Source organism: Chachezhania antarctica, assembly GCF_003646465.1.
GTDB lineage: Bacteria > Pseudomonadota > Alphaproteobacteria > Rhodobacterales > Rhodobacteraceae > Chachezhania > Chachezhania antarctica.
The window spans coordinates 313,575-330,817 of the sequence record NZ_QZEX01000002.1; the positions used below are offsets into that span (position 1 = coordinate 313,575).

At 65.1% G+C, this 17,243-nt stretch carries 18 protein-coding genes; 8 read left to right on the forward strand and 10 right to left on the reverse strand.

Annotated elements, in window-relative coordinates:
• Positions 1 to 39: 39 nt before the first annotated feature.
• From D4754_RS05250 to D4754_RS05265, 4 genes are all read left to right on the forward strand, one after another.
• Positions 40 to 339: an FtsB family cell division protein gene (locus D4754_RS05250; protein ID WP_121062243.1), complete on the forward strand. Its 300-nt coding sequence runs from the start codon at positions 40 to 42 to the stop codon at positions 337 to 339.
• 126 nt (positions 340 to 465) lie between these two features.
• The gene (gene pdhA / locus D4754_RS05255; protein WP_121061868.1) at positions 466 to 1,455 is read left to right on the forward strand and encodes a pyruvate dehydrogenase (acetyl-transferring) E1 component subunit alpha; all 990 of its coding nucleotides are present in this window, start codon (positions 466 to 468) and stop codon (positions 1,453 to 1,455) included.
• 12 nt (positions 1,456 to 1,467) lie between these two features.
• Positions 1,468 to 2,844, forward strand: a complete 1,377-nt coding sequence (locus D4754_RS05260; protein WP_121061869.1) for a pyruvate dehydrogenase complex E1 component subunit beta — start codon at positions 1,468 to 1,470, stop codon at positions 2,842 to 2,844.
• Positions 2,845 to 2,856: 12 nt separating this feature from the next.
• Positions 2,857 to 4,212, forward strand: coding sequence for a pyruvate dehydrogenase complex dihydrolipoamide acetyltransferase (locus D4754_RS05265; RefSeq protein ID WP_121061870.1), 1,356 nt, complete (start codon positions 2,857 to 2,859; stop codon positions 4,210 to 4,212).
• Positions 4,213 to 4,259: 47 nt separating this feature from the next.
• Here D4754_RS05265 and cysE read toward each other — a convergent pair whose 3' ends face one another.
• The gene (cysE, locus tag D4754_RS05270; protein ID WP_121061871.1) at positions 4,260 to 5,066 is read right to left on the reverse strand and encodes a serine O-acetyltransferase; all 807 of its coding nucleotides are present in this window, start codon (positions 5,064 to 5,066) and stop codon (positions 4,260 to 4,262) included.
• Between the two features lie 201 nt (positions 5,067 to 5,267).
• On the opposite strand from cysE, the gene D4754_RS05275 reads away from it, so the two are divergent.
• The 4 genes from D4754_RS05275 (at position 5,268) to D4754_RS05285 (ending at position 8,158) form a co-directional block, all read left to right on the forward strand.
• Positions 5,268 to 6,446 carry a hypothetical protein gene (locus D4754_RS05275; RefSeq protein ID WP_121061872.1) on the forward strand — a complete coding sequence of 393 codons (1,179 nt, stop codon included), beginning with the start codon at positions 5,268 to 5,270 and terminating at the stop codon, positions 6,444 to 6,446.
• A 113-nt stretch (positions 6,447 to 6,559) separates the two neighbouring features.
• On the forward strand, positions 6,560 to 6,958 hold the full coding sequence (locus D4754_RS05280; protein ID WP_163025783.1) for a hypothetical protein: 399 nt from the start codon (positions 6,560 to 6,562) through the stop codon (positions 6,956 to 6,958).
• A gap of 127 nt (positions 6,959 to 7,085) precedes the next feature.
• Positions 7,086 to 7,595, forward strand: coding sequence for a hypothetical protein (locus D4754_RS23855; protein ID WP_163025784.1), 510 nt, complete (start codon positions 7,086 to 7,088; stop codon positions 7,593 to 7,595).
• Positions 7,596 to 7,612: 17 nt separating this feature from the next.
• The gene (locus D4754_RS05285; protein WP_163025785.1) at positions 7,613 to 8,158 is read left to right on the forward strand and encodes a nucleotidyltransferase family protein; all 546 of its coding nucleotides are present in this window, start codon (positions 7,613 to 7,615) and stop codon (positions 8,156 to 8,158) included.
• A 358-nt stretch (positions 8,159 to 8,516) separates the two neighbouring features.
• Here D4754_RS05285 and D4754_RS05290 read toward each other — a convergent pair whose 3' ends face one another.
• From D4754_RS05290 to D4754_RS05330, 9 genes are all read right to left on the reverse strand, one after another.
• Positions 8,517 to 9,467: a PAS domain-containing protein gene (locus D4754_RS05290; RefSeq protein WP_121061875.1), complete on the reverse strand. Its 951-nt coding sequence runs from the start codon at positions 9,465 to 9,467 to the stop codon at positions 8,517 to 8,519.
• A 261-nt stretch (positions 9,468 to 9,728) separates the two neighbouring features.
• Positions 9,729 to 10,031: a DUF7742 family protein gene (locus tag D4754_RS05295; protein WP_121061876.1), complete on the reverse strand. Its 303-nt coding sequence runs from the start codon at positions 10,029 to 10,031 to the stop codon at positions 9,729 to 9,731.
• Between the two features lie 99 nt (positions 10,032 to 10,130).
• Positions 10,131 to 14,030 (reverse strand): baseplate multidomain protein megatron, encoded by a 3,900-nt coding sequence (locus D4754_RS05300; RefSeq protein WP_121061877.1) that lies wholly within the window; start codon positions 14,028 to 14,030, stop codon positions 10,131 to 10,133.
• Positions 14,027 to 14,491 carry a C40 family peptidase gene (locus tag D4754_RS05305; protein WP_121061878.1) on the reverse strand — a complete coding sequence of 155 codons (465 nt, stop codon included), beginning with the start codon at positions 14,489 to 14,491 and terminating at the stop codon, positions 14,027 to 14,029. Before D4754_RS05305 ends, D4754_RS05300 begins: the two co-directional genes overlap by 4 nt.
• Positions 14,488 to 15,378: a DUF2163 domain-containing protein gene (locus D4754_RS05310; RefSeq protein ID WP_121061879.1), complete on the reverse strand. Its 891-nt coding sequence runs from the start codon at positions 15,376 to 15,378 to the stop codon at positions 14,488 to 14,490. The genes D4754_RS05305 and D4754_RS05310 overlap by 4 nt, the downstream gene beginning before the upstream one ends.
• Positions 15,378 to 16,010, reverse strand: coding sequence for a DUF2460 domain-containing protein (locus tag D4754_RS05315; RefSeq protein WP_121061880.1), 633 nt, complete (start codon positions 16,008 to 16,010; stop codon positions 15,378 to 15,380). The genes D4754_RS05310 and D4754_RS05315 overlap by 1 nt, the downstream gene beginning before the upstream one ends.
• 15 nt (positions 16,011 to 16,025) lie before the next feature.
• A complete protein-coding gene (locus D4754_RS05320) occupies positions 16,026 to 16,727 on the reverse strand; it encodes a phage tail tape measure protein (RefSeq protein ID WP_121061881.1) in 702 nt (233 codons plus the stop codon).
• Complete coding sequence (locus D4754_RS05325; protein ID WP_121061882.1) at positions 16,711 to 16,926, reverse strand: rcc01693 family protein; 216 nt, start codon at positions 16,924 to 16,926, stop codon at positions 16,711 to 16,713. The genes D4754_RS05320 and D4754_RS05325 overlap by 17 nt, the downstream gene beginning before the upstream one ends.
• Positions 16,923 to 17,243, reverse strand: coding sequence for a gene transfer agent family protein (locus tag D4754_RS05330; RefSeq protein WP_121061883.1), 321 nt, complete (start codon positions 17,241 to 17,243; stop codon positions 16,923 to 16,925). The genes D4754_RS05325 and D4754_RS05330 overlap by 4 nt, the downstream gene beginning before the upstream one ends.

The following is a 17,243-nucleotide window of genomic DNA, read 5'->3' on the forward strand; positions in this document are numbered from 1 at the left end:
CGCCCCGAGCAGAGCGAACCAACCCAGATGGCACAGGCGATGCGGCGTGCAGCCGGCCCCAGCTTCGGCGTTCTCATATTTCTCGTCCTGGCCTTCGGCCTTGGCGTCTATTTCACCTTTGCCGCCGTGCAGGGGGATTACGGCCTGTTCCGCCGGGTCGAACTTTCGGCACAGGAAAAGACGCTGCAGGCCGAGCTCGACCGCCTGAACGCGCAGATCGACGAAATGGAAAACCTGACCCGCCGCCTGTCGGACGGGTATCTCGATCTCGATCTGCTGGACCAGCAGGCGCGGTCGGTGCTGGGCCTTCTGCGCAGCGACGAGATCGTCGTTCGCTGATCACGTTCGATCACCGCGGCGCAACGCCTCGCTTTATGCGGCAGTTACCCCCTCGTCATGTCGCCGCAAATCCGTTATGAAGTAGTTTAAGGCTAAACTATTTTCCGGGAAGGGGACACCTCTGCCATGACCACCCGAAAAAACACAAAGAAACCCGAGGTTTCCGGGGACGAGCTGAAGACCTTCTACCGCGAGATGCTGCAGATCCGGCGATTCGAGGAGAAGGCCGGCCAGCTGTACGGCATGGGTCTGATCGGGGGGTTCTGCCACCTGTATATCGGGCAGGAAGCCGTCGTCGTGGGCCTTGAGGCCGCGATGGAAGACGGCGACCGCCGCATCACCTCCTACCGCGACCACGGGCACATGATCGCCTGCGGGATGGATCCCAAGGGGGTCATGGCCGAACTCACGGGGCGTGAGGGCGGTTACTCCAAGGGCAAGGGCGGCTCGATGCACATGTTCTCGAAGGACAAGGAATTCTACGGCGGCCACGGCATCGTGGGCGCGCAGGTGCCGCTGGGCGCCGGCCTTGCCTTCGCGCAGAAATACATGGGCGGCGACCGGGTCACGATGACCTATTTCGGCGAAGGGGCCGCCAACCAGGGCCAGGTGTACGAGACGTTCAACATGTCGGCGCTGTGGAAGCTGCCGGTGGTCTTCGTGATCGAGAACAACCGCTATGCCATGGGCACCTCTCAGGCGCGCGCGACCTCGTCGAAGGACATCCACACACGGGGCGAGGCCTTCGGCATCCCCGGAGAGATCGTCGACGGCATGGACGTGCTGGCAGTGAAGGAGGCCGGCCTGCGCGCCGTGGCCCACTGCCGGTCGGGCGAAGGCCCCTACATCCTTGAAATCATGACCTACCGCTATCGCGGGCATTCGATGTCGGACCCGGCCAAGTACCGGACCCGCGACGAGGTGCAGAAGATGCGCGAAGAGCACGACGCCATCGACCATGTCCGCAAGATGCTGATCGACGGCGGTTTCGCTACCGACGACGACCTGAAGGCCATCGACAAGGAGGTGAAGGACATCGTCAACGACGCTGCCGAATTCTCCAAGGAAAGCCCGGAGCCCGGCGTCGAAGAGCTCTGGACCGATATCTACGCGTAAGGGGACACCGTAATGGCAACCGAAATTCTGATGCCCGCCCTGTCTCCGACGATGGAGGAAGGCACGCTGGCCAAGTGGCTGGTGAAAGAGGGCGACACCGTATCGTCCGGTGACGTGATCGCCGAGATCGAGACCGACAAGGCGACGATGGAGTTCGAAGCGGTCGACGAAGGCATCATGGGCAAGATCCTTGTGGCCGAGGGAACCGAGGGCGTGAAGGTCAACGACCCCATCGCCATCATGGTCGAGGAAGGCGAAGAGGTGCCGGACGAGGCGCCGAAAGCCGCCCCTGCCCCAGACACGTCGGACGAAAAATCCGACGAAAAGCCCGCCGAGAAGGCGGAGGCCCCGAAGGCCCCCGCAGCCCCCAAGGCCGATCTGACGCCGGACTGGCCCGAAGACACCGAGATGAAGGAAATGACGGTGCGCGAGGCGCTCCGCTCGGCCATGGCCGAGGAGATGAAGCGCGACGAGCTTGTCTTCCTGATGGGCGAGGAAGTCGCCGAGTACCAGGGCGCCTACAAGATTTCCCAAGGTTTGCTGGACGAATTCGGCGCCAAGCGCGTGATCGACACGCCGATCACGGAACACGGCTTCACCGGCATCGGTGTCGGCGCGGCCTTCGGCGGGCTGCGGCCCATCGTCGAATTCATGACCTTCAACTTCGCCATGCAGGCGATGGACCAGATCATCAACTCGGCTGCCAAGACGCATTACATGTCCGGCGGCCAGATGCATTCGCCCATCGTGTTCCGCGGGGCCTCGGGTGCGGCGGCCCGCGTAGGCGCCCAGCACAGCCAGGACTATGCCGCGTGGTACATGCAGATTCCGGGGCTGAAAGTGGCGATGCCCTATTCGGCGGCCGATGCGAAGGGCCTGCTGAAAACCGCGATCCGCGACGACAACCCGGTGATCTTCCTCGAGAACGAGATCCTCTACGGCCACAGTTTCGACGTGCCCGTGCTGGACGATTTCACCATCCCCTTCGGCAAGGCCCGGATCTGGCGTGAAGGCGCCGATGTGACCATCGTTTCCTTCGGCATCTCGATGCAGTTCGCGCTGGAAGCGGCCGACAAGCTGGCCGAAGACGGGATCGAGGCCGAGGTCATCGACCTGCGCACGCTGCGGCCCATGGACACCGAAACAATCATCAACTCGGTCATGAAAACGAACCGCTGCGTGACGGTCGAAGAAGGCTTCCCGCAGGGATCGGTCGGCAACTACATCTCGTCCGTGCTGATGCAGGAAGCGTTCGACTGGCTGGATGCACCCGTCATCAACGTGACCGGGAAAGACGTGCCGATGCCCTATGCTGCCAACCTCGAAAAGCTGGCGCTGACCAGCACGGACGAGGTGATCGAGGCGGTGAAAAAAGTGACTTACCGGTAAGGAGACGGGTCCATGACCATCGAGATCCTGATGCCCGCCCTCTCGCCCACGATGGAAGAGGGCACGCTGGCCAAGTGGCTGGTCAAGGAAGGCGATACCGTGTCGTCCGGAGACCTGCTTGCCGAAATCGAAACCGACAAGGCGACGATGGAATTCGAAGCCGTCGATGAAGGCGTGATGGGCAAGATCCTCGTGTCCGAGGGCACGGAAGGCGTGAAGGTGAACGCGCCCATCGCCGTGCTGCTGGAAGACGGCGAAACGGCCGACGACATCAAGACGGGCGACGCCGCGGCGGCCGCTGCGCCAGCAGAGGCTCCGGCCGAGAAGGTGGCCCCCGAAGGGGGCTCCGACGAGGCCGGCGCGCCGAGCGGGAAAAGCCCATCCAAGCCCACCGCCGCCCCGTCGACGGAAAAGGCCCCGGCGGCCCCCGTCACGTCCTCCGGTGACCGCGTCTTCGCCTCCCCCCTCGCCCGCCGCATCGCGGCCGACAAGGGGCTGGACCTGACGCAGCTGAAGGGCTCCGGCCCCCATGGCCGCATCGTGAAGGCCGACGTGGAAGCCGCTGAAGCCGCCCCCGCGGCGGAAGCGAAACCTGCAGCCACCGATGCCCCCGCAGCCGCAGCCGCCGCGCCCAAGGGACAATCCGCCGAACAGGTGATCAAGCTCTACGAGGGTCGCGATTACGAGGAGGTCAAGCTCGACGGGATGCGCAAGACCATCGCATCGCGTCTGGGGGAGGCCTGGGCCACGATCCCGCATTTCTACCTGCGCCGTGACATCGACCTCGACGCGCTTCTGAAATTCCGGGCCGACATCAACAAGCAGCTTGAACCGCGCGGCGTGAAGCTGTCGGTCAACGATTTCATCATCAAGGCCTGCGCGCTGGCGTTGCAAAGCATCCCCGACGCCAACGCTGTCTGGGCCGGTGACCGGATCCTGAAGATGAAGGCCTCCGACGTGGCCGTTGCCGTTTCCATCGACGGCGGGCTGATCACGCCGGTTCTGAAGGATGCCGAGATGAAATCGCTCTCGGCGCTTTCGTCCGAGATGAAGGACCTCGCCACCCGCGCCCGCGACCGCAAGCTTGCGCCGCAGGAATATCAGGGCGGCAGCTTCGCGATCTCGAACCTCGGCATGTTCGGCATCGACAATTTCGACGCCGTCATCAACCCGCCCCACGGCGCGATCCTGGCCGTGGGTGCCGGTGTGAAGAAACCCGTGGTGGGCAAGGACGGGGAACTGGCCGTGGCGACAGTGATGTCGGTCACGCTGTCGGTCGATCACCGTGTCATCGACGGCGCCTTGGGGGCGGAGCTTCTGGCCGCGATCAAGGACAACCTTGAAAACCCGATGGTCATGCTGGCCTGATAATCGGCACACGGCGCGGGCCCTGGGGCCCGCGCAAAGGGCCTTCGCTACTTCGCTGCGAAGAGTTGGTTCATGGAGACGGACGGGTTATCGCACCCCGCCTCGCCCACGATCTTGGCCGGCACGCCCGCCACCGTCTTGCAGGCCGGCACGTCCTTCAGCACGACAGAGCCCGCGGCGATCCGGCTGCAATGGCCGATGCGGATATTGCCAAGGATCTTGGCCCCCGCCCCGATCAGCACACCGTCTTCCACCTTCGGGTGACGATCCTCGTCTTCCTTCCCGGTGCCGCCCAGCGTCACCGAATGCAGCATCGAGACATTGTCCCCCACCACCGCCGTCTCGCCGATGACGATGGAATGGGCGTGGTCGATCATGATGCCCTTGCCGATCTTGGCGTTCGGATGGATGTCGATGCCGAAGATCTCCGAAATCCGCATCTGCATGAAATAGGCCAGATCGTACCGCCCCTTCGTCCACAGCCAATGCGCCACGCGGTAGCTTTGCACCGCCTGGTAGCCCTTGAAGTAGAGGATCGGCTGCAACAGCCGGTGGCAGGCCGGGTCGCGCTCGTAGATCGCCGCAAGGTCCGCCCGCGCCGCGTCCACGATCCGCGGATCGTCGGCATAGGCTTCCTCCGCGATCTCTCGCAGGATCACCATCGACATCTCGTTCGAGTTCAGCTTCGCCGCCAGACGGTAGCTTAAAGCCTTCTCGATATTGTGGTGGTGCAGGATGCAGGCATGGATCAGCCCGCCCATCAGCGGCTCGCGCTCCACCGCCTCTTCCGCCTCGTGCGTGATCCGGTCCCAGATCGGATCGACGGACGAGATGCTGGTCTTGGTATGGGCCATGGCAGCCTCCGTTTTCCTGCGAACAGGATAGCTATGTAACCCTTCCCCTGCCAAACGCAAATCCGTGATGGGGTGAATCGCGATCCGGAATGAGACCTTGCGCCCCTGTCCGGTTGAACATCGCCGGCCGCGCCCATAGGCTCCGACCGATTTCAACCATATCGTGCATCGCGCGCCGCGTGCCCAAAGCCCACAGGATCCATGACCGGCCTCTCCAAGCTCCTTTCCGCGGCGCTCCTCGCGGCCACGGCCTCGCCCGCGTTCGCGCAATCCGCGCCGTTCGAAAACCTGAGCCTTTACGGGCACTTCTCCCCCGCGATCGTGTCCTTCGGCGATGGCGAGGCGACCTATACCGGGCTGGCCGACAACTCCTATTCCGGGGGACGCGTGGGGCTTTGGTACACCCTGCCCGGCGATCGCGTGCAGACCCGCTTCAATGCCGAGACCTCGCTGGGCCTGCGCCAATCCGCGTCGCTCTCACAGGACAACGTGCCCCCGGCCATCAACCTCAACGCCGCGACCGTCCGCAAGCTCGAGATGATCATCGAGACCGACCGCGCGGGCTCCTTCTCGCTGGGCCTGGGCAGCATGGCGTCTGACGGGGTCGCCGAATCCGATCTCTCCAGCACCCAGCTTGCCGCCTATGTTGGCATCTCCGACACCGCGGGCGGCTACGATTTCCGCACCGGCGACGGCGCGATTTCCACGGTGTCGGTCTACGACGCCTTCCCCACCTTCGACGGTGGCCGCGCCCCCCGCGCGCGCTGGGACAGCCCCGACCTGAGCCTGCACCAGTACGGCACGTTCAACGTCGCAGCAGCCCTTGGCATCAAGCTGACCGACGGCGTGGTGGTGGTAAACGACTCGCTGGCCGATATCGGCCTCTTCTACCGCAACAGCCTTGGCGATTTCGAGGTAAAGACCTCCTTCGGCACGTCGCTCGCCCGGTCCGAGACCGACACCGCGCCACAGGCCGCGGGCTCTGCCAGCCTGCTCCACGCGCCATCGGGGTGGAGCCTGACCGCCGCCACCGGCACGCGCGAGGGCCAGGGCCAGTACATCTACTCCAAGCTCGGCCTCACCCGGCGCTGGTCCGCCTGGGGGGACACGGCGGTCTCTGTCGATGCCTACCGCGGGGGGAACACGGTGGCGTCCGGGACGCGGGCCAGTTCCTATGGCATAGGCGTGGTGCAGGATCTCGATCACCTCGACCTGCAATTCTACCTGGGCCTGCGCCGATACGAATACAGCGCCGGAGACGCCGTCACCTACCGCACGTCGGATTCGATCCTGTTCGGCACGAAATGGGTCTTCGGCAAGCTCACCGCCCCCGTCCTGTCGACCCGGAAAACCGACGCGGACTGGAGCGAAAGCGACTGAGCGGCGCACCCCCGGTAACCCCGCCGTAGGGTGCGTGGTCCCCACGCACCGCCCCCGGCGCTGTTGATTCCGAGCCGCCCCCAAGGTAGCCTGATCCTTGATCGGAGGCACCCATGAAACCACTCATAGTTGTACTAGCATCGCTCGCAGCCCTGTCCGTACCGGTGTCCGCCGTGGCGGATGTGAAGCTGAAGGGCAAGCACATGAACCTGAATGTCGGCAAGCACGGCATCAAGGGCGCGACGCTGAAGGGCGGCCCTGCCAACGTCAACATCGGCACGCACGGTGTGAAGGGCGTGACGGCAAAGGGCAAGCACGCCAACGTCAACGTCGGCAAGCACGGCGTGAAGGGCGGCACCGTCAAAGGCAAGCACGGCAACGTGAATGTCGGGAAAGACGGGGTGAAGGGCGGATCCGTGAAGGGCAAGCACGGGAACTTCAGGCTTTCCGCCGACGGGAAGACCTGCCTGACGGCCAAGGGTCAGGTGGCGAATTTGTCGAAGTGTCATTGATATTTCCCTGCGGAAATCGAAGGGTTATGATGGAAATATAGTGTACGCGTAGGCAACACCGACCCAACGCAACTATAAACCTCGCTATCCAGAAAAAGTCAGAGATACCTCTTTATTGGTTTGAAAAATGAGCGAGTTTGACCCGAAGTACAACGACGAAGACGTTCGAAAGATCTTTGAACGTTACCAAAGGAAATCTGCGGTAATGAAAGAAATTTGTGATCGTCGACATGATAGATCCTTAAAGAAATCCCTTGCGCGGGACTTTCTCACTGTCACGGCATCTGCGCTTGTGTTGGGCTTAGGTTTTTTTGGATCCAATCAAATTGCACTCCTTCTGGGAATTCCAGATCATGTTGCGTCCTTTGCCATGAGCATTGCAACATTCATGCTTCTAGCCTCCTCTATTTGGCAAATCTCTGCAGACCGACTTACTGCTTTTCAGAACTACAGAGGCATTCAAGAATTTGCTGCGATCGCGAACAAAATAGAGTACATCTCATGCGGACGTGAGCTTGACGATAATGCCGCGACTTACTGGGCGAAGGAGATCGTCCTTATGTATGACACTGCGGCCCGAGACATCCCACGAATCTCTGACGATGAACATGCCCAAGCAAAAAGACGCTTGGTATGAGAAACTACTGTGATGCGATGGATTTGTTGATCCATCAACCCATAGTTTCCGCATCCATTGCAGCGTCGATGGAAATTAATCTCCCGAATTGGTGCATTGTAGGCGGACTGATCCGAGATCTAGCTTGGGGAAAAGTGCTTAGCAGGCCCGTTTTTCCCAGAGATGTTGACCTTATTTACTTCAACGATAACGATACTCTAGCTGAAACGGATTGGGAACTTGAGCGGAAGCTTCAGCAGTCATCAGGTCTGCCGTTTCGCGTAAATAATCAAGCGCGCATGCATGAATTCAATTCAGAGGATAAATATACCAGCGTTGCTGACGCAATGGGAAAATTTCCATCAACCGTCAGCGCTATCGGAATTTCCGGTGCTCACGACCGGGCGCCCGTGATTTTTTCCATCTTTGGATACGGCGCTCTGTTTGATCCCGTATTCCAAATAACGCCACACTTTGTGAATAAGGGTCGATACAATGACTTCGAAGAATACTTAAAACGCAACAACTTGTTCGATAGGTGGCCCGAAGTTCCTGTTAGGATGGACGTTGACAGAGCTCAATAGCAATTGATCACCTGGTAATCTAGGCACTAACGGTATTGCTACACAGGCTTTCTCGAAGTATTTTGTTTATGTGACGCTGTCTACACTACCACACCTCCCGCCCCTTCGTCCGGCTCAGATGGTCGGCCAGCACCTGCAGAATCGGCTCGAAGCAAACGCAGTATTCAATGTCGTCGAAGCCGGGTTCGTCCACCGGAACATGTCTCCGAGCGGCGACCATGACGGAGTGGTTGCTCCAGCTCTCGAAACGTCTCTGACAGGCTCCCGCGACGTGTCCCGAAGCCCGGCAGCAGCCCCCGCGTTCCGCGGACTTGATCATAGCCCGGAGCGCCCAGCATGGCCCCGCCACTCCAGGGGATCAGGCCCGCAACGGAACCAGCAGCGTGGAGACGAGGCCTTCGGGCGCCCATTCGAATTCGAGCTGGCCGCCGGTGGCCTTGAGGATGTTCCGGATGATCCCGGTTCCCCCCGTCCGCGTCGGCGCCGCGATGGACGGGCCGCCGCGTTCCGTCCAGGTCAGGCGCAGCTGTTCGCCGGGGCCTGCGCCCTCGACCGTCCAGTCGACATCCACCCGGCCGCTCTCTGCCCCCAGCGCGCCGTATTTCACGGCGTTCGTCGACAGTTCGTGCAGGACGATCGACATGGGCGAGACAAGGTTGGGCGGGACCACGACATCGGGTCCCTTGACGGCAAACTGGCGTTCGTCGATGGCCGCGTAGGCCGACACGATCGAACCGAGGAGGTTCGACAGCATCATGTCGTCCCCGGGTCTCAGCGCGTTCGAGAAGTGCACTTCGCTCAGTGCCGCAAGCCGCGCCGTCAGCATGTCGCCGAACTCGGTCACCGAGGAATGATGCCGCGCCGAAAGCTTCGTGATCACGGTCATCACGTTCACGATGTTCTTCAGCCGGTGCAGGATCTCGTCGTCGGCCAGCCGCCGGGCGCTGTCCTCGACGGTCCTTTTCTGGGTGATGTCCAGCTGCGAGCCGAAGAAGAACCGCAGGTTGCCGTCGGCGTCGAAGATCGGGCCGATCTGGAGCGCGTTGATGAACGGGGTGCCGTCCTTGCGGTAGTTGACGATCTCGACCGTATCGACCGCGCGGTTTTCCACCAGCGCCCGGACTTCCGCCACGCTTTCGGGCGTGGTCTCCGCGCCCTGCAGGAACCGGCAGTTGGCGCCGATGACCTCCTCTGCCGAGTAGCCCGTCAGCGCGCAGAACGCCGGGTTGACGAACACGATCGGATTGTCGGGGCTATGGGGATCCGTGATGCACAACGGAAGCCGCGCATGATGCACGACGTCGAACATGGAATCCTTGTCCCTAAGGTTCCACCTAGGGGATGACGTATCGACCTGCACCAGACCCTCTCCGTAAGCAAGTCCGGGTTTTCCCGAAAGCGGTCGCGCGGTGCAAGACTACAAAAGTTAATTTGGTTAACGCGGTGCAGGCCAGGATGGAAGTCCGGCGGATGTAACAGAAATCCTGTTTCCGAAAGCCCAGATCCTGCGCCGCCCGGGCCGCGGTATCGTCGGATATTAACCGAACCGTCCGGACGCCGTTAACCGCCCTTACCCCGCCCGTCCCCGCGTCCGGCTGAGGTGGTCGGCCAGCACCTGCAGCACCAGTTCGAAACAGGCACAATAGTCGATGTCGTCGAAGCCGGGCTCGTCCACCAGGACGTGGCTTCGCGCGGCGGCCATGAGCGAGCCGTTGCCCCAGAACGGGTGCAGCTTGCCGAAGCGGTTGACGAAACGGTCGGCCTCCTCGGCCTCGCGGATCAGGCGGGTGCCAAGGGGCATCCGGCGGTCTTCCGGGACTGCATAAAGCGCGCGGGCCGCGCAGCTGACATCGCCGTGAAGGATCGGGCGCATGGTGCGACCTCCCGTTATTGGGACGGGAACAGGATACGCCCTGCCCCCTTAAACTTCGTTAAGCACGAGTCTCGTGCCGCGAATGCGCGCGTGCCGGGATCAGACCGGCAGCGGCGCCGTCACCTCCGCCCCTGCGCCGAAGCGGGCCGAGATCTGGGAAACGGCGATGACTGCGCCGGCGCCGGGACTGTCGGCGGCCCGGTCGGCGGCGGCATAGGTCCAGGCGGGGGACGTGACCTCGACCTCGCGCAGCACGGTCCCGCCGTCGCGGACCTGCACGCGGTAGGCTTCGCGTTCCTCGCCCAAAGGCACGTCGCCGCCGTCCCAGCCGTCGCCGTCGATCCGCGTGCGGCGGATCCAGCCGGCGGTGATATCGCCCCCCGCTTCCGCCACCCGCAGGTGGCAGGGGCTGAGCGGGCGCAGCCCGATGCCGGTGAAGACCCGCGCGTGATGGGTATAGGCCGGGTCCGAGATCGGTTGCGACGCGGGGCCGACGCGGTAGTGCCGTTCCTGCCCGCGCTGCGCCGGGGTCAGCGGCAATTGCCGCGGCACGCCGTTCAGGGCCACGACCCACGAGCCTTCGGGCCACGCGCCCGGCATCACCGCGTCGCTGCCCGCCTGCCCGCGCAGAAGGCCCGTCAGGCGATAGGTGTCGGTGGCGATGAGTTCCGCGTCGGTGAATTGCAGCACCTCCCACACGTCCCCGTCGCCGATGGCGATCGCGTTGGCGCCGCCCAGCACGCGGGCCTTGGACGCCGCGGAGAAGGTGCCCGAGATCATGCGCACCTCCACCCCTGCGCCACGGTCCCACAGGCCCACCGGCCCCGTCTCCAGCGCGGTTTCCGTGGTGCCCGCCGTGGCGCCTGCCTCGATCACCATGTCGAGCGCATAGCCTTCGTCGTCCGCACTGCCATGCACCGCGACCGACCCCGGCCAGCGACGGCTGGTGACGGCGATGTGCGGTGCGTGGGGGATCTCCTCCCCCGTCAGGAGCGGCAGGTCCAGGAACAGCGCCGCCGCCGGGCCCGCCGCGTGATAGGCCGCGGTCAGGGGGGCGTCGTCGGGGTAATCGGCGGGGCGGTAGATGTCGGGTTCGACCCGCACCGCCTCGACGATCTGATGGGCGCCCTGCTCCACCCGGTCGATGCGGTAACGGCCGCCGGGAAGTTGGACCACGTCGCCCGCCCCAAGGCCAAGCCGCGAGGGCGGGAGCGCGAAACGGGCACTGTCGCGGGAGACGCGCGCTTCGGCCAGCCAGCGTTCGGCCACCTGCCGGCCTTCGGCGCGGGTCATCGACAGCGGCAGGTCCGAGGTGGTGACGGACAGCTGCGCGTCGTCTGCCAGCGCCGCTTCCTCCGCGATCACGCCATGATCGGTCCCCGCCTCGGGGAAGCGGATGCGGACACGGCCGGCAAGCTCGGCCTCGGCGGCGCGGGTGCGTTCGAGGATGCCGTCGGCTTCGCCGTCCTCGACCATGTCGCCCGGGTCCAGTAAGGCCATGGGCGCGCCGGTGCGGTGTCGGAAGGACAGCGTGCCGCCATGTTCAACCGCATCGAACCCATAGCGCAGCATAAGCGGTTCCAGCGCCGCGCGGGCGTCGCCGTTGCGGTCCAGCTGGAAGCCGTGGACGATGCCATAAAGGCGCGAGACATCGGCATCCGTCACACCGGACCGGCGGCAGATCTCGTCCACGACCGAGGCCAGCGTCCGTGCCCCGGCCCGGCCGTTCAGCCAGTGGCCGCGGGCATGGTTGCCGCCGTCGCTCCACAGCCCGCGATTGTTGGGGAAATGCGGATAGGGGCGCAGGTCCCACGCCCAGACATAGGCGTTCGACAGGTCCACCATCGGGCCGCCGTAGACGGGCGAGACGGGGTTCTTCGCCGCGTCCTGCCAGTAGGTCAGCGTCGCCTTCAGGTACTGGAATTGAATGAAATCGTCCCGCTGCCCGTTCGAATGATACGGCAGGCGGCTTTCGGACGATTTCGGGTCGATGAACTTGTTGGGCTGGTTGGTGCCCTTGTCGACCGCCGCGCAGCCCAGTTCGGTGAACCAGACCGGTTTCGATTGCGGCACCCACGGGGTTGCCGTGGCCTGCCGCACGCCGCCGATACGGTCGTGATGCGGGTTGTCCCACCAGCCCCGGATGTCCTTGTAGCGCCAGACCCATGGCTCCCCATGCGCGCCATCGGTGATCGGCGTGCGGATCTGCGCGTCGCGGTCGGCGTCCGAGGCATAGTACCAGTCATAGCCCTCGCCACCTTCGATATTGGCCTTCAGGTAGGCGGGTTCGTAGATCGATCCCCACGCGGCATCGGCGTGATCCTCGCCCTCGCGCCAGTCGGACAGCGGCATGTAGTTGTCGATGCCGATGAAGTCGATCTGGGGATCCGCCCAGAGCGGGTCTAGGTGGAACAGCCGGTCATCCGTGCCCGGCGGCTGGTAGCCGAAATATTCCGACCAGTCGGCGGCATAGCCGATCTTCGTGTCCGGCCCCAGCAGGATCCGCGCCTGCGCGGCCAGTGTCCGCAGCGCCTGAACCGCCGGGAACCCGGTGGCGCCGCGGATCTGGGTCAGGGCGCGGAATTCCGAGCCGATGCAGAATGCGTGCACCCCGCCCGCCGCCGCACAAAGCGCAGCGTAGTGCAGGATGAACCGGTTCAGCGACCATTCGTCGGGGCCGGTATAGGTGACCGTCCCATCGCCCACGGTGAAATCGCTGGCCTGCGCCGTGCCGAAGAACGCCGCGACCTCGGCATCTGCCGCCGCCGTCCCGTCGGGCGTGCCCAGCTGGTCGGGGGCCAGCGACGTGGTGATCCGCCCGCGCCATGGCAGCGCCGGCTGGCCGGTGCCGCCGGTCCACGGATCGGGGAGCGTGTTGCCCCCAAGCTGGTCCATCAGCACGAAGGGGTAGAAGGTGACCTTGCGGCCATAAAGGTGGAAATGCCGGATCGCTTCCACCACGCTTTCATCGCAGGGCGTGCCGCCATAGATCGGGCGGCCGTCCTGCTGCGCGATCTGGTCCGCCGCCGCGCGCGGCAGGCCGGACACGGTCCACGGCATGGTGGACGCGTCGATCGTGGTGCTTTCGACCTTGGGCTTCACGTCGCACGCGCCGCAGCGCAGATCGCCGCCGAACCACGACACCACGAGCGAGGCGGTTTCCGCCGACGGCAGATCGCCCATCAGCCCCTTGAGCGAGGCATAGAAATCCGTCCCGCCCGAGGGGTGGTTGACGTTCGCCGCCCAGGAATTGCCCGGGCCGTCATTGTAGAACGCGCCCGCGGGCGACAGGGCGTATTCCCCGGTGCCGGGGATCATCGCCACGCCCTTCACGATCTGCGCCAGATCCTCGTCAAAGCCCGGGGCGTCGGGTTGTTCGGCGCGCACGACCTCGAACGAGAATTGGGGCACGCGGTTCCCGAAACGGCCAAGGTCGAAGTTCTCCATCACCACGTAGGCCGTGCCGCGATAGGCGGGCACGTGGCCTGCGCCTTCGACCGCCTCCATCAGCGGATCGGGCAGCTGGTTGGCCGCGCCGGTGTGGACAGTCATGTTGAGGTCCAGCAGCGACACCTCCGTCCCGTTGGCCCAGACGCGGGAGACGTGCGAAATCTCGCCCTCGCACAGGGCAACGGCGAGCGAGACGGAATAGGAATATTGCACCGTCTTCGGCTGCGACGGCGCGCCCTTGCCGCCACCGCCGCCGGTGGTTGTCGTGGTTTCCAGGAACCGGGTCGACCAGATCACCTGCCCGCCCACCCGCGTGCGCCCGAAGGTCAGCGGCACGGGCGATCCTTCGGCCGATTGCGTCAGGCGGAAGCGGTCGACCTGGCCCTTGTGGACCGGCTCGCTGCCCTTGCCCAAAAGCTGTTGGTCGACACTCTGCCCGATGGCGGCGCCAAGCGCCTGCCCCAGGGCCGCGGTGGACACCCCCGCCAGCGTGCCGCCGATGGACCCGCCAAGCGCGGCGCCGGCGGCGGAAAGGACGATCGTGGTCATGACGGGACCTCCTGCGGGAAATCGAACCTTGCGGCGATGCGGCGCCGCCACGGGCTGGCCAGCGCGCTTTCGACGACGCCCATATGGGCATAGGCGTGGATGAAATGCGGATCGGGATCGCCGGCCGAAAGGATGCCCAGATGCTTGGCCACCGCGTCGGACCGCATCCGGAACAGCACCACCTGCCCCGGCGCGATGGGGCCGTGTGCGGGCACAAGGTGCCGCGCGGCGGCGGCCCACAGGCGTTCTTCGCCCTGCGGTTCCGACCAGTCCCAGCTATAGGCCGGGACCTGCTCGGGCTCGAACCCGTAAAGCGCCCGCCACAGGCCCCGGATCAAGCCAAGGCAATCCGTGCCCGCGCCCTTGCGCGCCGCCTGATGGCGGTAGGGCGTGCCCATCCATGACTGCGCTTCGGCCACGATGCGGCGGCGGAAGGCGTCGTTTTGCTGTGTGTCGATCATCCCCGGCGGCTCCCGCCGGTATTGCCCGGCCCGGTATGGGGCGTGGCGACCATCCAGTCGTCGCCCGGCATGTCGGGGAAACCGCCGAAGTTCACCACGTTGGCGAACTTGGCCCCGCACGTCGCGAACCGCTTGTCGCAACCGGCATCAAGGCGGATCATGTCGCCGGGCGCGATCCCGGCCCGCAGCGGTTCCCACAGCGTGACGATCCGGTCGGTGCCCTCCAGCCGGTCTTCCTTGATCAGCCCCGACAGGCCCGCCCCCGCGCCGGAGGAGACAGAAAGCCGCCCCCGCGCGAACCATCCCTCGACGGGTGTGTCGAACCCGGCCCAACGGAAGACGCGGCCGTCTTCCACGATCTCGGCCGCGCGGATCTCGTGCAGGCCGGGCGTGTCCAGATCCACCCCGCAGGTAACATCGCCCAGGACGGCGGTGCACGGCTTCTGGAAGACCCGGCCCATGGGGCGGTTCAGCGCCTCGGTCTGGCCGCGCAGCTCGGCCTCGAACGCGGTGTCGGAACGCCGGATCTCGCCGATCGCACCACGGAACTGCAGCCAGCGAACCTCCGGGTCGGCCCAGTTCACCAGCCACGCCTTGACGGTCGCGCCATCGAAGCGCCCGGCCTCGATGTCTTCCTCCCGGATCGCGTCGTCACACAGCGCGCCGATGGCGTCGGTATTGTCGATGGACAGGCCCGTGGATTGCTGCAACGCCATCGCCGACATGCCGGTTTCGGCCTTGAAGTCGACACCGTCGAAGGACAGCCCGCAATCGTGATCGGTGAAGCCCAGCGTTTCCCCGTCGGGGCGGATGATCGCCCAGGCTCGGCAGAGCGTCGTGTCGCCACTGGCCAGATGGGCCGCGAAATCGGAAGGCAGATCGGCCATCACAGACGCACCTCCACCACCGGGACATTGGGCACTTCGCCCGCCTGGAAACTGGCGACCGAGGCCTGTATCCAGTCGGTATCGAAACGCACCGGCACGTCGAATTCGAAGCCCGCGGTGACAGGCGCGCCATTGGCCGGCGCGCTGGCAAAGGTAACCTTGCCGGTCAGCGGATCGACGGTGAAATCTGCGCCCTCCGACAGTTCCATCCCGTCCACGCCCACCCGGACCGAGCCCGCGACGGGCTTGGTCACCGGGCGGATGTATTCGTGCTCGCCGGGGGCATAGGTCTTGGTCAGCTGGAATTCCACCGCCGCGCCATCGCCCGCCCCGATGGACTGGTCGTCATAGGTCGCCGGCCCCGATACGGGACACGACGTGCAATCCGACCAGTCCTTCCAGCGAAAGGCGTGCATCCGGCCGCGCCGCGCTTCGAAGAAGGCGATCAGCGTCTTGATGTCGTCCAGCGCCCGAAGCCCCGTGCCCGCGTCGTAGCGGCGGCGGGAATGGGACCAGGGGGTGTTGCGTTCCTCGAACCCGTTGGCGAGCGTCACTACCTCGGTCCGCCGTTCGGGACCGCCGGCCGAGCCGAAGCTGAGTGCCGCGGGAAAACGTATGTCGTGAAAGCTCATGGCGCGTCTCCTGCCCTAGCGGTAGCGGTTGCCGCGGCCCAGCATGCGGCCCATCTGGGCGGCGATCTGGCCTTGGCTACGGCGGAAGCTTGCGGCGTCTGGCGTCTGGATATTCATCACCACGTTCACCGGCTGGGCGTTGCCGCCCCCGGAGCGCACGCCCAGCTTGCCATCCGGACCGCGGGCCAGCGGCATGATCGCCTCGGGGCCCGCTTCACCCATCAGCCCGGTGCCGCCGCGCATGGGGAAGGTCGTGGGGCTGGTGACCACGCCGCCGGTGGCGAAGGGCACCACGCGCCCCTGCGCCATGGGCGCGCCATCGGCGAAAGGCATCACCTTGCCCTGGCTGAAGGGCGCGCCGTCGGCGAAGGGAAAGACGCCTGCCAGCATCGCGCTGAGCCCGCCCGCGACCGTGCTGCTGATCTGGTCGGTCGCCGGTTTCATCGCCGCGTTGTAGGTCTGCCGCACGATCGAGGAGGCAATGGTCTCGAACGCGTCCGAAAGCTTCTCGCCGTCGTTCAGCAACCCGTCGAAGGCGCGGCGCAGGCCGTGGCTCAGGCCGCGTTCCAGCCCGCCGATCTCGGTGCCCGTATCCTTGAACGTGCCCCGGATCCGGCGCAGCTCGCCCTCGAACGACGCGGCCATCTGCGAGGCCTCCCCCATCGTCTCGGTCAGCCCGTCGATGCGGTCTTCCAGATCGTCAAATCTCTCTTGCATCGCGCTCTCCTTCGGTCGCGTCCGGATAGGCGGCCAGCAGCGCATCAAGCCCCGCCCGCCCCAGCGGTGTCTGCCCGCCGCTTTCGCCCAGCATCAGGCGCAACTCGGCCGGGGTGAGGCGCCAGAAGACGTGCGGCTCCAGCCTCAGGCCAAGGATCCCGGCCCGCATCAGCGCGGGCCAGTCGAAGCCGCGTTTCATGTCTCACCCGGCAGGGCGAAGGCGCGCGACAGCAGAAGCGCCGCCGCACGCGCCGCGGCCATGGGGCCGCCCCGGATTTCGGCCTGTGCCAGATCGGCGGCTGTCAGATCGCAGCCGCCGCCCGACAGGCCCGCCGCCACCACGGCCAGCACATCGCGGGCGGAAAAGCCGCCCCGTTCGAACCGCTCGACCATGTCCATCAGCGATCCCGTGCCAAGCGACGCTTCGAGTTCGGCCAGCGCGCCAAGGGTCAGCTTCATGTCCCTTGCTACGCCGTCGATCACCAGCGCCACTTCCCCCGTCCAAGGATTGGCCAT

What these genes read in the sequence shown, in the direction of transcription:
- D4754_RS05280 (WP_163025783.1), top strand. Translation starts at nt 6,560, where the DNA reads ATGAAACCACTCATAGTTGTACTAGCATCGCTCGCAGCCCTGTCCGTA.
- pdhA (WP_121061868.1), top strand. Translation starts at nt 466, where the DNA reads ATGACCACCCGAAAAAACACAAAGAAACCCGAGGTTTCCGGGGACGAG.
- cysE (WP_121061871.1), bottom strand. Translation starts at nt 5,066, where the DNA reads ATGGCCCATACCAAGACCAGCATCTCGTCCGTCGATCCGATCTGGGAC.
- D4754_RS05285 (WP_163025785.1), top strand. Translation starts at nt 7,613, where the DNA reads ATGGATTTGTTGATCCATCAACCCATAGTTTCCGCATCCATTGCAGCG.
- D4754_RS05305 (WP_121061878.1), bottom strand. Translation starts at nt 14,491, where the DNA reads ATGATCGACACACAGCAAAACGACGCCTTCCGCCGCCGCATCGTGGCC.
- D4754_RS05265 (WP_121061870.1), top strand. Translation starts at nt 2,857, where the DNA reads ATGACCATCGAGATCCTGATGCCCGCCCTCTCGCCCACGATGGAAGAG.
- D4754_RS05260 (WP_121061869.1), top strand. Translation starts at nt 1,468, where the DNA reads ATGGCAACCGAAATTCTGATGCCCGCCCTGTCTCCGACGATGGAGGAA.
- D4754_RS05300 (WP_121061877.1), bottom strand. Translation starts at nt 14,030, where the DNA reads ATGACCACGATCGTCCTTTCCGCCGCCGGCGCCGCGCTTGGCGGGTCC.
- D4754_RS05320 (WP_121061881.1), bottom strand. Translation starts at nt 16,727, where the DNA reads ATGCAAGAGAGATTTGACGATCTGGAAGACCGCATCGACGGGCTGACC.
- D4754_RS05330 (WP_121061883.1), bottom strand. Translation starts at nt 17,243, where the DNA reads ATGGCCAATCCTTGGACGGGGGAAGTGGCGCTGGTGATCGACGGCGTA.
- D4754_RS23855 (WP_163025784.1), top strand. Translation starts at nt 7,086, where the DNA reads ATGAGCGAGTTTGACCCGAAGTACAACGACGAAGACGTTCGAAAGATC.
- D4754_RS05310 (WP_121061879.1), bottom strand. Translation starts at nt 15,378, where the DNA reads ATGGCCGATCTGCCTTCCGATTTCGCGGCCCATCTGGCCAGTGGCGAC.
- D4754_RS05290 (WP_121061875.1), bottom strand. Translation starts at nt 9,467, where the DNA reads ATGTTCGACGTCGTGCATCATGCGCGGCTTCCGTTGTGCATCACGGAT.
- D4754_RS05315 (WP_121061880.1), bottom strand. Translation starts at nt 16,010, where the DNA reads ATGAGCTTTCACGACATACGTTTTCCCGCGGCACTCAGCTTCGGCTCG.
- D4754_RS05295 (WP_121061876.1), bottom strand. Translation starts at nt 10,031, where the DNA reads ATGCGCCCGATCCTTCACGGCGATGTCAGCTGCGCGGCCCGCGCGCTT.
- D4754_RS05325 (WP_121061882.1), bottom strand. Translation starts at nt 16,926, where the DNA reads ATGAAACGCGGCTTCGACTGGCCCGCGCTGATGCGGGCCGGGATCCTT.
- D4754_RS05275 (WP_121061872.1), top strand. Translation starts at nt 5,268, where the DNA reads ATGACCGGCCTCTCCAAGCTCCTTTCCGCGGCGCTCCTCGCGGCCACG.
- D4754_RS05250 (WP_121062243.1), top strand. Translation starts at nt 40, where the DNA reads ATGCGGCGTGCAGCCGGCCCCAGCTTCGGCGTTCTCATATTTCTCGTC.